Below are 15,747 nucleotides of genomic sequence, written 5' to 3'. Positions count from 1 at the left end.
GTGGAAGGTTGTTAGTGTCAGTGCTATATGTTATAAATCAATAGGTTGAAACAATCTCCTGCCTGATGTTTCCTGTCCGGAATTAAAAAAATTATGACCGATACATTCACCAGCATTCAATGGATCAAGGACGCATTTCGCGATTATTACAAGCCGCGTCTCAGAAAAGATCTCAAACGGGATCCCAGCCAGGAAGAGCTGGATCAGCGTTTTTCCGAAATTTATGAAAAAGTCCGGCTGACCCTTTTAGTTGGAATCAATCAGGGTGTGGGAATTCAATTTTATGAAATCGCCCAATTCACTCTGGAAGAGTTCAATACGTTCCGGTTTAACACCAAAGATTATTTGCAGGAGCGGTTTGGTGGGGGGAACTATAAATTGAATTTTTACGAGATTGATTCCTTTATCGTGACTGTTAATTTTAAGATTTACAACGTAGACCCTAAGTGGGAACACCTCCTTCCCGAAGGCATAAAGGTCTGATTTACACCTTTCCCTTTCATGAATTCCTCCGTTACTTCAAAAGAAATTTTTAAAGACAAGCATCTGGAACGTCTGAGCAGGCTGATTGAAGGAGATCAGCTGGAACTGACTCTGGAGGGGTTGACCGGATCCTCGCAAGGTTTGTTTCTTGCGCAATTCTGGAATGCTTTTCGACGTCCTTTAACCATCATCGCTCCCGATACGTTGCACGCAGAAAACCTGTTGGGAGATCTACGTTTTTTTCTGAAGCACCATAAACTCAGGCAGCAGCCCCGGTTATTCCCTTCCTGGGAATTACTTCCCTATGAACCATTGTCTCCATTAAGTGAGGTTTCGGGGGAGCGTATCGATTTGCTTTACAAATTGGGTACGGGGCAATGTCCCATCCTGATATTGACAGTGGAAGCGGCATTGCAAAAACTGATACCACGCTCGTTGCTGGATCAAATGACTTATAGCCTGAAGGTTGGTGATACGGCTGACCGAGAGCTGCTGGAAATCTGTCTTTCTGAAAACGGTTACGAAAGAACCGGACTGGTCGAAACGCGCAATCAATTCGGGATTCGCGGGGATATTCTGGATGTGTTTCTACCCTCACACAACCATCCTGTCCGGGTTGAGTTTTTTGGAGATGAAATTGAATCGATTCGCCACTTTGATGTGACCTCCCAAATTTCCATTGAAGAGATTCAATCAATCGACATCTTACCTGTCCATGAAATTGTGCTGAACAAAAACCAGGTAGATTCCAGAATTGAGAAGCTCAGGGAAGAGGCAGACTTAAGGGGGATTCAGCCCAATCGAATCGAAGAACTCACAGAAAAAATCAATTGCCTGAAATCTTTCACGGGGATGGAATGGCTGGCTCCCTATTTTTCCGAGAGGATGGAGTCCATTTTTGATTATTTGCCGGATTCCACGGTTCTGGTGATGCAGGAGCCAGATATCGTGAAGGAGAAAAGCGACCAGTTTTGCGGATTGGTGGAAGAAGAGTTCGACCGCTCCATCAGCCGGAACGATATGGTAGCCCCCCCCGAGCAATTGTTTTTAAATACGGACGTTCTTTTTGAAAACTTCAGGAAGAAGCCTGTACTAAATATGGCAGCGCTTAAGTTGCATGACGATGAGCAAAGTGCAGTGGTGGCTTTCGATATTAAATCGGTTCCAGCCTTATACAACCATTTTGATGCCTTTGCTGATTCTGCCAGGCAATGGCAGGAGGAAGACCAGAAAGTAACAGTCGCTGCACCGACAAAGGGGCATGTTTCACGAATCAATGAACTGGTTCTCGACAAGCATCTGTCGGTGGGGGTCGAGTCAGGGTTGATTCACCAGGGATTTCATTGGCCGGAACTGGGCGTAGTATTTGTTGCGGAACATGAAATCTTTGGCCGCTCTCATAAACACCGGCATCGAAGGCGAGCCAGGTCGACTCGCTTTGCCAAAGGGTTCCAGGACCTTCAAGCAGGCGACCTCCTGGTGCATGTCGATTACGGGATCGGTCGATACAGTAAGACCAAAGAACTTAAGACCGGTTTGGGGAGCGGTGAGTTCATGGAGATATTGTTTTCTGGAGATGAGAAACTTTATATCCCAATGGACGGCCTCGCTTCGGTTCAAAAATACACAGGAGCGGGGGATTCTCATCCGCCTCTTAGTAAGCTGGGAACAGTTGCCTGGAAACGCCAAAAGAAAAAGGCAAAAGAGTCTATTCTGAAAATGGCGCGGGAACTGGTCAAGGTTTACGCGGAGCGACAGCTTTCAACCAGCCATGTGTACAAGCAGGATCCAGTATTAATGCAGGAGTTTTCAGACAGCTTTGAATACGTCGAGACTGAAGATCAGATCAGTGCCATAGAAGATGTGTTAAATGACCTTGAAAATGATAAGCCAATGGACCGGTTGATTTGTGGTGATGTGGGTTATGGCAAGACAGAAGTCGCCATGCGCGCGGCTTTTAAAGTGGTGCTGGATAAAAAGCAGGTGGCGGTTCTGGCTCCGACAACCATCCTGGCCCAGCAGCACCTCAATACTTTCCGGGAACGTTTCCGAAGTTGGCCGGTTTCGATTGATATGGTCAGCCGGTTTCGGACGCCAGCAGAACAAAAGAAAACAATTCAAAAGGCGAAAGAAGGTGCTCTCGATATAATTATTGGTACCCATCGTCTGCTTTCAAAAGACGTGACATTTTCCAACCTCGGTTTACTGGTAATCGACGAGGAACAGAGATTTGGAGTGAAGCATAAAGAGCATTTGAAAAAAATGCGTGCTTCAGTCGATATTCTTACTCTGACTGCCACCCCGATTCCCAGGACCCTCCATTTTTCCCTGATGGGGGTACGTGATCTGAGTGTTATCGAAACACCGCCTAGCGACCGGCTGGCAGTAAAATCCTACATTCGAAAATTTGATATCCAGGTGGTGCGCGATGCCATACTGCGCGAACTTGATCGAAACGGGCAGGTGTTTTTTGTGCACAACCAGATACAGGGGATCCATTCCATTGCCAAACTGATTCAGGATGCGGTGCCGCAAGTTCGAATTGGTGTGGCCCACGGACAGCTTCAGGAGCAAATGCTGGAAAAGACCATGCGCCAATTTCTCGATGGGGAACTTGACCTGCTGTTGTCGACTTCTATTATCGAATCCGGTCTCGACATACCCAATGCGAACACCATTATCATCAACAGGGCTGATCGATTTGGATTGGCCCAGTTGTATCAGTTAAGGGGCAGGGTGGGGCGCTATAAGCATCAAGCCTATGCTTACTTCCTGATACCTGGAACTTCTGTCAGCGATGATGCTCGAAAACGACTGGAAGCGATAGAGGAAATGAGCGGGCTGGGAGCGGGTTTTCAACTCGCTACGAAGGACCTCGAGATACGGGGGACCGGGAATATGCTTGGGAAAAACCAGTCAGGTCAGATTGCCACGATTGGATTTGATTTGTACTGTCAGATGATGGAAGAGACCGTACGTGAATTAAAAGGTGAAAAAATCGAGACCCGGATTGAAACAGAATTAAATCTGCAGATACGGGGTTTTATACCCAAAGACTATATTCCTGAACTTAACGAGCGTCTTGAATTTTATCGGCGGCTGCAAATGGTGGTTCATGAGGAAAGCCTGACCGGGATAATTAAGGAGATGAAGGATCGGTGTGGGGCTCTTCCGGAACCGGTTGAGAAATTAAAGACCCTCATAGAAATTCGCCTGTTATGCCAATTGCTCCATATTTCGAATGCGCGACTGAACCGGAATCAGGTAAGCTTTCAAATAGAGAAAGGCACCCCAATTGACCCTGGTAAACTGGCTCCATTACTTGGGAAAAGACTCACCATACTGGGTGAATTCCAAATGATTCTTACGGTTGATGTAGGAGGCTGGAAAGAAAACGCCCGGCAAATTCTTGATTGTCTCAAACAAATCCGTGAAACCCTGGACGACGAAAGTTAAACAAAACCGAATGAAACGTCTTTTCGCATTAATAATATTGGCTGCTCTATTGCACCTGGGTTGTGATCAACCTTTTGAAACACTTAGTCAGGAACCACCTGCGGGAGGGGTCGCGCGTGTAAACGGAGAAGAAATTTCTATTGAAGAATTGACTAGAAACTTAAATCTATCCAAGAAGAAATTCCGGATCGGCACCAATGAACCTTTAGACCCGAATAAAATATTGTGGTTAAAGACAAATACACTGAATCAATTGATTGAAGAGATTTTGTTCCGTCAGGAAGCAAAGAGAAATAATATTGCCGTTTCTGATGAAGAGCTGAATATGATGCGTTTGGAGTTTATGGAAGGTTATCCTCCGGGAACGTTTGAAAAATCACTTGAAATAGTGGAAGTTTCAGGAAAAGAGTGGGATCAGAAACTCAGAAGTCGTCTTCTTATAAAAAAATTGATCCAGGAAGTTGTGAATAGTAAAGTAAATATCAGTGACAAGGATATTGAACGCTACTTTAAGGAACATCCTGAAGAGTTTAAAAGTGGGGAAAGAATACGAGCCCTTCACATTCTGGTCACGAAAGAAGAGTTGGCTCAAAGAATTATCAAGCAGTTGGAGAAAGATACTGACTTTTCAGAGTTAGCTCGAGATTTTTCAGAGTCGCCCGAAGCGATGGAGGGTGGCGATATGGGGTATATTGAGGAAGGTACTTTGCCGGAAGAGTTTGATCCGATATTCAAGCTCAAAATTGGGAGGGTAAGTCAAATCATCAGGACTCCCTATGGTTTTCATGTGTTCAAGGTTGTTGATAAGAAACCCGCCAGTCAGAAAAGCCTGAAAGAATCGCGCGAAGGGATCTATGCCAAACTGTTGGAAGAGTCCCAGGAGGGAGCGTTTCAAAAATGGCTGGACGGTATCCGAAAACGGGCCAAAATTGAAATTGATCAAAATGTCCTTGCGCAAATCAATTAATACCAAAATTATTTTGGTTCAAATCTGCCTGCTGTTGCTGGGAGGGTCGACTTTTGCCGCGAAAGGTGAAGTGTTAGATCGAGTGGTGGCGAAGGTCAATGACGAAATCATCACGTTAAGTGGACTGGAGGAGCGACTCACTGCAGAGGTAAACCGGTACCGCCAGGCAGGGATGCTGGACAAGCTTCCAAAGGAAGGTCTGGAGGAAATGATGCTGGACCGGATGGTGGATGAAAAGCTTCAAATCCAGGATGGAAAAAAGCTCGGAATGAGCGTTGAAGAAGAACAGATCATGAAGGCGCTTGATGACATTAAAAGATCCAATAAGATTGATGATTACCAGTTGGAAGAAATGCTTTCAAAAGAATCCACGACAATGGAGCAATACAAGGAAACAATTCGAAAACAGATTCTGGTTTCCAAAGTGGTTGGGTTTCAGGTAAAAAATCGCACTAAAGTTTCAGAAAAAGAGGTGCGGGATTATTTCCGCAAGCATAGAAAAGATTTCAGCCTTTCCCCGAAAGTAAAAGCCAGGCATATCCTGTTTATCCTCGATGAGGGATTGACGAAAGAACAAAAGGACCAAAAAAAACAGACTGCGGCTCAAGTCAAACAGATGCTGGATAATGGTGAAAAGTTTGAGGAACTGGCCAAAAAATATTCGGAAGATGTCTCGGCTAGCGAAGGCGGGGACCTGGGTTATCTTGAGCGCGGGAAAATGGTGATTGATCTGGAAAATGTGATTTTCTCATTGAAAGCCGGGGAAGTCAGTGATCTGGTTCGAACCCCTTATGGAATCCATATTGTGAAGGTGGATGCTGTGAAACCGGGTGGTACCAAGCCATTCGAAGAGGTTCGTCCTGAGATAGAGAATGTTTTGAAGTCCAAAAAATTTCAAACAAACTATGAAAGTTATATGCGGGACCTGAGAAAGTCTGCATTTATTGAAAAATTGTTGGACGGGAAAAAACCTCCGGAAAAAAAGCGGCGGTCCAGGCTGGCGCGAAGAGGACCCCAAAAAGAAAAACTTCCTCCTTTAAAAAACCGCAAAAGTTCTGGAGTCAGACCGGGTAAAAGTTCCGGGAGTCAGAAAAAAAAGATCGATCCGGATTCCATTTTTGCTCCTTTGACCGTTTCTGTAAAAGGCAAATCTGCTGCTCAGCATCAGGTGGCGGAAAAGGTTGAGAAAAAGAGCAAACCAGTTTCCAAAAGTAAATCCCGGTTTGCCAAGGTCCAACGGGAATTGAAACGTATAAAAAAAATGAGAGATGATAATATTATTTCTGAAGCTGATTATCAGAAGAAAAAGAAGCAGCTTCTCAGTAAGTTGTAAGATCACTCACGATATAAGTATTTAAAATTCAACATATTCGTTTCCTGGCCGACCCTGGGTGTTTTTTTTTGCGCGGTCGGGCCCTGTTAGGAGTTCAAAACTTCTTGAATGATCCCTCCACATTTGAGCGGTTTGTGCTGGAAAATTGCCAGCGGGATAATCTTTTTCCAAAAGATTCGAAAGTTTTATTGGCCCTTTCCGGCGGACCTGATTCAACCGCACTTGTTCACGTATTGAGTGGGCTTTCTGCAAAATTAAATATTTCCCTCGGAGTCGCGCATCTTAATCATCAAATGCGTGGTGAGGAATCGAATAAAGATGCGGAATTTGTCCAGATTCTTGCTGATGAATTTCATTTGCCATGTCATGTCAAGGCGATGGACGTGAAAGACTGGGCTGAGAGGGAAGGGTATTCGTTTCAGGAGGGGGCAAGAAAATGCCGTCAGCAGTTTTTTTCTGAAATAGCAAGAGAGCATCATTATACTTTAATCGCTCTTGGACACCATCAGGACGACCAAGCTGAAACCGTGATCATGAATATTTTAAGAGGGTCTGGATTGCAGGGACTGGGGGGGATTCTAGGGAAAAGCGGCCTTTTCGTCCGTCCTCTTCTTAATTGTTCCCGACAGGAAATTCTGGATTACCTTGGGGCTCGAAAAGCAACTTTTCGTGAGGATTCCTCGAACCTGGATACTTCTTATTTAAGAAATAAAGTCCGGCTTGAGTTGATTCCTCATATCAAATCTGATTTTGCTCCTCGATTTAAAGAACAATTAGGAAAGATGGCTCAGCTGTTACAGTGGGATGAATCATTTTTGTCTGAAGAAGCACAAAAGTTTTTCCAGGGACTAAGTTCTAGAAAAGGGTCGATACTGACTCTTCCTGCCGGGAAACTGAAGAGTGTTCATCCTGCGATTCTTAATAGAGTCTTGCGTTTTGCCATACAGGAAATCAAGGGAGATTTGAGGAGTGTCGAGTTTGACCACGTTCAGCAGGTCTGCCAGTTGCTATCCGATAACTCAGTCGGGGCCTGCGTGCTTCCTGGTGATACCAGAATTTCGCTGGATAAAGGGGATTTGGTTTTTTCAAAATTGAATCGTAATGCGCCTGATTTTCAGGATGAAAATTTGTATTCGTCGGTATTATTGCAAATTCCGGGTGAAACCTGGTTTGAACCCGGAAAGGTGACCTTTCGAGCAAAGATTCAATCACAAAAGATAGAATTTAATAGAGTGAAACCCAATCAGGCTTTCCTGGATTTGGATTCTATTGGAAATAAAATCGAAATGCGTTGTTACCTTCCCGGAGACAAGTTTTGGCCATTGGGCGCGGGAGGCAGGAAAAAGCTGAAAGAGTGGTTTATTGATCGAAAAATCCCCAAAGAGGCACGTCCGCAGATCCCTGTCTTGACGGATGGTTCTGGAAATATTATCTGGGTGTATGGTCATCAAATATCAGAAACAGTCAAAATTCAGCCAGAAACCAAAAGAGTCCTTTGTTTGGAAGGGTTTGAGTGATTTAATCCTGATCCAGACCAAACCCACAATTCCTGTGCTATCATAGGTAAGATAGAATACTGATTAAGAAGGAGTCCGTTTTGAATCAAGTATATAAAAATCTAGCACTTTGGCTGATCATTGCCATCATTTTGATCAGCGTAGTCAATATAATGGGCCAGGGAACCGGCAACCATCCACCTGTGGTTTTCAGCGAGTTTATGAATCAGGTTGAAAAGGGTGAGGTTTCAGAAGTGGTGATGCAGGGCAACCAGATTGTCGGCAAATATGCCAATGGTTCCACCTTCCAGACAGTTGCACCTGAGGAGGACCCGAATCTTATAAAAATTATGAGAGAAAATGGAATCCGCATAGAGGTCACACCACCAGAACAAACCAGTTGGTATTTGAGTGCATTGATCTCCTGGTTTCCAATGCTGTTATTGCTCGCCATCTGGATTTTCTTCATGCGCCAAATGCAATCTGGTGGAGGCAAAGCGCTGTCTTTTGGAAAAAGCAAGGCTCGCCTGCTCAACGAAGCTAAAAAGAAAATCACCTTTAAGGATGTAGCGGGTTGTGATGAGGCTAAGGAAGAAGTTCACGAAATCATCGAATTCCTGAAAGAGCCACAAAAGTTCAGCAAACTTGGTGGGAAAATCCCCAAAGGTGTTCTGATGGTGGGCCCACCGGGTACTGGAAAGACATTGCTTGCACGTGCCATTGCGGGTGAAGCCAATGTACCGTTTTTCAGCATCAGCGGTTCTGATTTTGTGGAAATGTTTGTTGGTGTCGGTGCTTCCCGTGTCCGCGACCTCTTTGAACAGGGGAAGAAGAACAGTCCTTGTATTATTTTCATTGACGAAATTGATGCGGTGGGCCGACACCGTGGCGCGGGCCTGGGTGGTGGTCATGATGAGCGGGAACAAACACTCAATCAGCTTCTGGTTGAAATGGACGGGTTTGAAAATAATGATGGTGTCATCCTGATTGCCGCCACCAACCGTCCGGACGTTCTGGACCCGGCCTTATTACGTCCTGGAAGGTTTGACCGGCAGGTTGTTGTTGGACAACCTGATATCAAAGGACGTGAAGCTATCCTTAAAATACATACCGCAAATGTTCCCATTACCGACGATGTCCATCTCAAAACCATCGCGCGAGGCACACCAGGGTTTACTGGAGCGGATCTTGCCAACCTGGTGAATGAAGCTGCATTGCTGGCAGCGCGCAATGAGAAAAACTCGGTCACCATGGCTGATTTTGAAGATGCGAAAGACAAAGTGATGATGGGGGTTGAGCGCCGCAGTATGGTGATAACCGAAGAAGAGAAAAGAAATACAGCCTACCATGAGGCAGGTCATGCGCTGGTGGCATACAAGCTTCCGGATACAGACCCTCTTCACAAGGTCACCATCATTCCAAGGGGCCGGGCATTGGGTGTGACCATGCAATTGCCTAAAGAAGACCAGCACACCTACCTCCGGAGTTATCTTTACAACCGTCTGGCAATCCTGATGGGTGGCCGTCTCGCAGAGGAAATCTGCCTGGGTCAAATGACAACCGGTGCGGGGAACGATATTGAGGTGGCAACCGACCTTGCCCGCAAAATGGTTTGTGAATGGGGTATGAGTGACAAGATGGGACCGATTACCTATGGTCAAAAAGAAGAGCAGGTATTTCTAGGAAAAGACCTGTCTTCAGCTAAGAACTTTAGTGATGAAACCGCGAAGCTCATTGATCTGGAAGTTAAAGGATTGGTCATGGGTGGATATAATACTGCCAAAAATATCCTGACTGAAAATCTGGATGCTCTTGAGCGGCTCGCACAGGCTTTACTCGATCGTGAAACTCTCGATTTTAATGAAATTGTAGAGATTATCGACGGAAAATCGCCCAAATCTACTGAAGATCCTCCACCTTCCGCATCGGCTCCGGCCAAGGACGACAAGGATAGTAAAATTAAGGACATTCTCGATGGTGATGGATTGATGGGCGGTGGTATGCCAGATCCTTCCCCTGCCTGACCCTGAATTTAATGGAACTAAAGTATCGAAATTATCGGCTCCTTCCCTTTGCGGGAGGGAGCTTTTTTTCGTGATTTGATATGCCAGTGCAACTAAAAATTAAACCCGGAGACCGCCCCGCTATCATGGCGGTGCTTAATCTCACCCCGGATTCGTTTTATCGTCAGTCCCGGAATCAGGGTTTGGACATGGCATTAAAGGCGACCGAACGATTTGTGGAGGAGGGTGCCGATATCATTGATATTGGCGCTGAGTCGTCAAGGCCGGGTGCTATTCCCATCAGTGTTGAAGAGGAAGCGGGGCGATTGAATTCTGTTGTAAAAGAAATTAAAAAACAGTTTACGGTTCAAGTCTCGGTTGATACTTATAAACCTGAAGTTGCTGAGATGGTTCTCGACAATGGGGCTGATATAATTAACGATATCACCGGGCTCTCGCGATATCCTGAAATGGCGAATATTATTGCGAAACATAATGCCGGATTAATTTTGATGCATATGAAAGGTACCCCTCTTAAGATGCAGGACAGTCCGGTTTATGAGGACCTGTTTTCGGAAATAAAAAACTTTCTTTCAAACGGGATTCAAACTGCGGAGCAAGCTGGTGTTGGAGAGGATGCTATTGCTGTGGACCCTGGAATTGGATTCGGAAAAAATCTGGAGCATAATCTGAGGCTGGTTGCCAATCTGAAAAAATTCAAGGAACTTGGCAAAGCTGTAATTCTGGGGGCTTCCAGAAAATCTTTTATCGGGAAGGTGCTGGGTCTGCCGGTTGAACAAAGGCTGGAAGGCTCTTTGGTAGCAGCTATTTTTGGGATGTTGCAGGGGGCCGATGTGATACGCGTTCACGATGTTGCGCCTACCTGGCGTGCTTTGGAGATGGGGCAGGCTTTTTTGGAAAAGGAAGAATAAAAAAAATGATTCGATTGTATGTCAACGTCGACCACGTGGCTACTTTGAGACAAGCCCGGCAGACCTATGAACCGGATCCAATGGAGGCGGCTCTTGTTGCGGAAAAGGCTGGGGTGCATGGCATAACGGTTCACCTGCGTGAAGACCGACGTCATATCCAGGACCATGATCTTGAGCGTATAAAGCAGACGATTAAGGGACCACTTAATCTGGAGATGGCGGCAGTAGATGAGATGATCGGGATTGCACAAAACCTGCGTCCCTATCAGGTTTCATTAGTTCCGGAAAAACGGCAGGAGATCACAACTGAAGGTGGTTTGAATGTGGTTGCTCAAGAAAAACATCTTGACGATGTCCGAATGAAAATGGTTGATGCCGGGATCCTGTTCAGCCTGTTTGTGGATCCCGATTTCAAACAAATTGATGCCGCCTACAGAGCAGGGGCACGCAGTATAGAAATCAACACCGGGCCATACAGCGAGTGTGAAAACGAACAGGATATGAAATCCGAATTGAAAAAGATTGTAGACGGTGCGAGGCATGCACGTGACCAGGGACTGCGGGTATTTGCGGGACATGGTCTGAAAGTGGATAACGTCGAACCCATCGCAGCGATCCCCGAAATTGAAGAACTGAATATCGGTCACCACCTGGTATCCCGTTCGATATTTATTGGAATGGAGCAGGCTGTGCGAAACATGCAGGCTGCCATTGGGAGGGGGGTAGCGCAGCGGGACCCGGCATCTATCAGGGCATATTGACGGAATGACACCGGACCTGCCATAATCTACCCTTTCCCCCGTAGGCGGGGTAGCGCATAAAGTTTAATTACAACGGTTTTTTGTTTTAATAATTCAGGTTTTTGGGAGGAAATGATGCCTGTAAAAGTGGCCATCAATGGTTTTGGTCGTATCGGCCGTAATGTTTTAAAACTCATATTAAAAGATCAAGAGTGTGGGGAACTTGCAGAAGTGGTCGCGATAAATGACCTGACCGATGCAGAAACCCTGGCCCACCTTTACAAGTATGACTCCGTACAGGGAGTCAATTCCGCAGAAGTATCTGCTGAAGGCAATGATCTGGTCATTGATGGCCGCAGGATTAAAATCACAGCTGTAAAGGACCCGGCCCAATGTCCCTGGAAGGAAATGGGTGTCGAGGTTGTGATCGAATCCACCGGCCTTTTCACCAAAAGGCCAGATGCCAGCAAGCATCTGGAAGCCGGTGCAAAACGTGTGATTATTTCCGCACCTGCAACAGACCCTGATGTCACTCTGGTTCTAGGTGTTAACGATCAGGAGTACAAGGCAGGAGATCATAAAATCGTCTCCAATGCTTCCTGCACAACAAATTGCCTTGCACCGGTGGCCAAAGTGCTCAATGAGAAACTGGGAATTCGTAAAGGATTGATGACAACCATTCACTCCTACACTAACGATCAACGTATTCTGGATTTACCACATAAAGACCTGCGACGTGCCCGGGCTGCATCACTTTCTATGATTCCAACAACAACGGGAGCGGCAAAGGCCGTTTCCCTGGTTCTTCCAGAACTTAAGGGGAAATTGGATGGCATGGCGATTCGAGTACCGACTCCCAACGTTTCACTGATTGATCTTGTTGCTGAAATCGACAAGGACACTACAGCAGAAGAGGTCAATGCAATATTTCAGGAGGCGCAGGAAAACGAGCTGAAAGGTATTCTCCGACTGGAAACACATCCTCTTGTTTCGGTTGATTTCAATGGGGCGGAGGATTCTTCAATTGTCGATGGTCCCTCGACCAAAGTCCTTGGTAATAATATGATCAAGGTACTTGCCTGGTATGACAACGAATGGGGCTATTCCACCCGGACCCGCGACCTTTTGAAGTTTATTATTAAAAAAGGTATCTGATCAGTTTTCGACATGCGAGCCTTATGAGAAAAAAATTGATCGCCGGCAACTGGAAGATGCATCATACCGTTTCCGATTCACTTGATTTTCTTAATGTTTTTCTTTCCGCATTACCAGAAAAACCCTTGGCTGATATTTTGCTGACTCCTTCTTTCCCATCGTTATTCCCTGTTGGTGAAAGGCTTTCAGGATACCCGGTCCAAATGGCGGCGCAAAACCTGTTCTTTGAAAAAAAGGGCGCGTATACAGGTGAGGTTTCCGCAGACATGCTTAAGGATTGTGGTTGTCAGGCTGTGATTGTAGGACATTCAGAAAGGCGCCATGTGTTTGGCGAGAGCGATGAGTTGATTTGCAAAAAGATCAAGGCGGGCGTTGTGGCTGGACTGGATGTGGTTTTTTGTATTGGAGAAACGGGTGACCAACGGCAAGCCGGAAAAACAGAAGAGGTGATTCACCATCAACTCGAAGAAGGGCTCAAGGAATTTTCAAAAGACCAGTGTAAGAGTTTGATAATCGCTTATGAACCGGTCTGGGCCATCGGGACTGATTTGAACGCCACGCCGGAGCAGGCAGAGGAAGTCCACCGCACGGTTCGTCAATGGGTAGCCTCCCGTTTTAGCCCGGCTATTTCAGAAACTATCCGGATCTTATATGGGGGCAGTGCAAAGCCTGATAATGCCTCAGATTTGCTTGCCAGGGATGAAATTGACGGACTTCTGGTGGGTTCGGCAAGTTTGGACCCGCAATCGTTTTGTGCTATTATTCAAAGCGTTCAGTAACCTTTAACTAAAATTGGGACTATGATCACCCTGATCACCGTATTGCATATCATTGCTGCGTTATTTTTAATTCTTGTCGTGCTTTTGCAGCAGGGCAAGGGTGCATCCATGGGAGCCGCTTTTGGAGCGGGTTCCAGCCAGACCATGTTCGGTAGCAGTGGGTCAGGCAACTTTCTGTCCAAGTTGACGGCAGGGGCGGCAGCATTGTTTATGATCACCTCTCTTACCCTGGCAACCTTGTCCCGGACCCAGGAATCGGATTCTGTCATAAAGCAGGTTGAAGAAACGACCGCTTCTCCTGAGTCCGAGGATTCAAAACAAAGCGAATAATTAGACCTATTGCCGACGTGGTGGAACTGGTAGACACGTGCGCTTGAGGGGCGTATGGGGCAACCCGTGGGAGTTCGACTCTCCCCGTCGGCACCACCTCGCAGTGGAGCAATAGAAAAAGGTCAGCTTGTTTCCAATTCCAGGTCCTTCAGTTTTCGTCGACACTCCTTAATCAGTCTTTCCGTATTTTTTCTAAAGCTTACTTCCTTGCCTTTCGTTAATAAATACAGTTGTTTTTACTGATTATTTGCAGGTAAAGCATGAAGACGCGTCAAAAAGTTCTGGTCACAGGTGGTGCCGGGTTTATCGGCTCTCATACGGTGGATGCCTTGCTGGAAAAAGGGTATGAGGTGACGGTTTACGACAACCTGTGCCCCCAGGTTCATGGTTCGAATGCAAGTAAGCCTGAATACCTCAACCCCGATGCAGAGTTTATCAAAGGAGATGTATGTGACCGGAGTGAACTTCAAAAAGCGCTCACTGGAAAAGATATTGTAATTCACGATGCTGCTGAGGTTGGTGTCGGGCAGTCGATGTATGAAGTCGAACGCTACGTAAAGACCAATGTTCTAGGAACCTCGATCCTTTGGGATATTCTCGTCAACACCAGTCATAAGGTAGAGCGGGTTTTGGTTGCAAGTTCCATGAGTTTATATGGAGAAGGGCTTTATCTTTGTCCGGATCACGGACCCTTTATGCCGTTTTCCAGGTGGCCCGATCAATTGGAGTCCGGACAATGGGCCATGTCCTGCACACACTGCGGCCAAAAAGCAGTTTCACTCCCGACAAATGAAAATAAACCGCTGAACTGTCAATCGGTTTATGCTCAATCGAAGAAGGATCAGGAAGAGTATTCCCTGATGTTGGGCGATGCGTACCAGATACCAACGGTGGCCTGCCGATATTTTAATTGTTACGGTCCCCGTCAAAGCTTGAATAATCCATATACCGGTGCCGCGGCCATATTTTCATCAGCCATAAAAAATGACCAGGTTCCTTTGATTTATGAGGATGGTCGTCAGAAACGAGATTTTATTCATATTAAGGATCTGGTACGGGGCAAGATACTTTTACTCGAACATCAGGATTCGCCCTATCGAGTTTTTAATATTGGCACGGGTCGGCCCAATTCAATCGTTAAACTGGCGCGTACACTTATCCGGCTTTACGAAAAAGATCTTGAACCGGAAATCATTAACAAATTCCGGGCAGGCGATATACGGGATTGTTATGCTGACATTTCGAAGATCCAGGAATTGGGATTTGAACCTGAAATCAGTCTTGAAGAGGGGTTGCGTGATCTCGTTGAGTGGGGACGGGAGCAGGAGGCGTCATCTAAAGTGGGAGATGCCCACAAAACATTGATCAAAAAGGGCCTGGTTGTTTAGAAATATTGTTTGACTGGATTATGTTTTTGTAAAAGTTATTTTGTTTTTCTTTGAAAAGGATTGGCATGACGCTGGCCCGTTCGTGGGGCGAGCTCCCAGGGTTTTTTTGCCGGTTTTTTTGGTGCGGACTTTTCCTCGTCTTTCTTTTTGTCTTTTTCAGCCAAATCTTCCGATTTAATTTTTTCTTCTTCATTCGTCATAGCAATTTATGATACATCACAACTAAAAGGCGTTTCAAGCTGGGACCATGGCCTTGGTTTTAATGGAATAAAAGTTCCTTTTTCTGGTTCAATAATTTTTCCGGTAGCAACATGCAGCCACAAACTCTAGGGGACCTGTTTGGTCAGCCCGGATTCCTGCTTCTTCTAATCACCATTCTGTTGGTCATTGGAAATATTATGGTCGGGGTTACCATGCTTCCAAAAGATAAACGCAAGCGTTTATATTGGACGCATCGTTTAGTTTATCTAATGGTAATGTTGTCGTATGTTGTTTTCATGATCCTGTCTTATCAGGAAAAAGGTCTGGATGTTCTCATAATTTTTGCTTTTGTGTATTTTCTTTTGGTTGTTCCTTTGACGCGGCGGGTGCACGAAACTCTTCATGCTATTTTGGCTTCTGTCGGCCTTGTCATGCTGGTAATTGTTGCGGCTTTCAATATTTGAAATAGATGGGCTAGGATGAA

At 45.8% G+C, this 15,747-nt stretch carries 13 protein-coding genes and 1 tRNA gene; all 14 read left to right on the top strand.

The features are described from left to right. Positions 1 to 93 precede the first annotated feature (93 nt). The 14 genes from G3M70_16860 (at position 94) to G3M70_16795 (ending at position 15,727) form a co-directional block, all read left to right on the top strand. Complete coding sequence (locus G3M70_16860; GenBank protein QPJ63452.1) at positions 94 to 483, top strand: hypothetical protein; 390 nt, start codon at positions 94 to 96, stop codon at positions 481 to 483. An 18-nt stretch (positions 484 to 501) separates the two neighbouring features. Then, entirely contained in the window at positions 502 to 3,939 is a 3,438-nt protein-coding gene (gene mfd, locus G3M70_16855; protein ID QPJ63451.1) for a transcription-repair coupling factor, read from the top strand. Between the two features lie 10 nt (positions 3,940 to 3,949). Then, complete coding sequence (locus G3M70_16850; protein QPJ63450.1) at positions 3,950 to 4,906, top strand: hypothetical protein; 957 nt, start codon at positions 3,950 to 3,952, stop codon at positions 4,904 to 4,906. Then, on the top strand, positions 4,884 to 6,239 hold the full coding sequence (locus tag G3M70_16845) for a hypothetical protein (protein ID QPJ63449.1): 1,356 nt from the start codon (positions 4,884 to 4,886) through the stop codon (positions 6,237 to 6,239). Before G3M70_16850 ends, G3M70_16845 begins: the two co-directional genes overlap by 23 nt. A gap of 104 nt (positions 6,240 to 6,343) precedes the next feature. Continuing rightward, entirely contained in the window at positions 6,344 to 7,756 is a 1,413-nt protein-coding gene (gene tilS, locus G3M70_16840; protein QPJ63448.1) for a tRNA lysidine(34) synthetase TilS, read from the top strand. Between the two features lie 80 nt (positions 7,757 to 7,836). After that, positions 7,837 to 9,759 carry an ATP-dependent metallopeptidase FtsH/Yme1/Tma family protein gene (locus G3M70_16835; protein QPJ63447.1) on the top strand — a complete coding sequence of 641 codons (1,923 nt, stop codon included), beginning with the start codon at positions 7,837 to 7,839 and terminating at the stop codon, positions 9,757 to 9,759. A gap of 80 nt (positions 9,760 to 9,839) precedes the next feature. Then, entirely contained in the window at positions 9,840 to 10,670 is an 831-nt protein-coding gene (folP, locus tag G3M70_16830; protein QPJ63446.1) for a dihydropteroate synthase, read from the top strand. 5 nt (positions 10,671 to 10,675) lie between these two features. After that, the gene (locus tag G3M70_16825; GenBank protein QPJ63445.1) at positions 10,676 to 11,431 is read left to right on the top strand and encodes a pyridoxine 5'-phosphate synthase; all 756 of its coding nucleotides are present in this window, start codon (positions 10,676 to 10,678) and stop codon (positions 11,429 to 11,431) included. A 114-nt stretch (positions 11,432 to 11,545) separates the two neighbouring features. Further along, on the top strand, positions 11,546 to 12,565 hold the full coding sequence (gap, locus tag G3M70_16820; protein QPJ63860.1) for a type I glyceraldehyde-3-phosphate dehydrogenase: 1,020 nt from the start codon (positions 11,546 to 11,548) through the stop codon (positions 12,563 to 12,565). A gap of 23 nt (positions 12,566 to 12,588) precedes the next feature. Then, the gene (locus G3M70_16815; protein ID QPJ63444.1) at positions 12,589 to 13,344 is read left to right on the top strand and encodes a triose-phosphate isomerase; all 756 of its coding nucleotides are present in this window, start codon (positions 12,589 to 12,591) and stop codon (positions 13,342 to 13,344) included. Between the two features lie 21 nt (positions 13,345 to 13,365). After that, positions 13,366 to 13,674, top strand: a complete 309-nt coding sequence (gene secG / locus G3M70_16810; protein QPJ63443.1) for a preprotein translocase subunit SecG — start codon at positions 13,366 to 13,368, stop codon at positions 13,672 to 13,674. Positions 13,675 to 13,685: 11 nt separating this feature from the next. Beyond that, positions 13,686 to 13,770: transfer RNA gene (locus G3M70_16805), tRNA-Leu, on the top strand. 164 nt (positions 13,771 to 13,934) lie between these two features. Further along, entirely contained in the window at positions 13,935 to 15,062 is a 1,128-nt protein-coding gene (locus tag G3M70_16800) for an SDR family NAD(P)-dependent oxidoreductase (protein QPJ63442.1), read from the top strand. Between the two features lie 311 nt (positions 15,063 to 15,373). Next, positions 15,374 to 15,727: a hypothetical protein gene (locus tag G3M70_16795; GenBank protein ID QPJ63441.1), complete on the top strand. Its 354-nt coding sequence runs from the start codon at positions 15,374 to 15,376 to the stop codon at positions 15,725 to 15,727. The last annotated feature ends 20 nt before the right edge of the window (positions 15,728 to 15,747 follow it).

The organism is Candidatus Nitronauta litoralis, assembly GCA_015698285.1.
GTDB lineage: Bacteria > Nitrospinota > Nitrospinia > Nitrospinales > Nitrospinaceae > Nitronauta > Nitronauta litoralis.
Note: the sequence above shows the minus strand (reverse complement) of the source record. Positions and strands in the feature narration are given on the sequence as shown.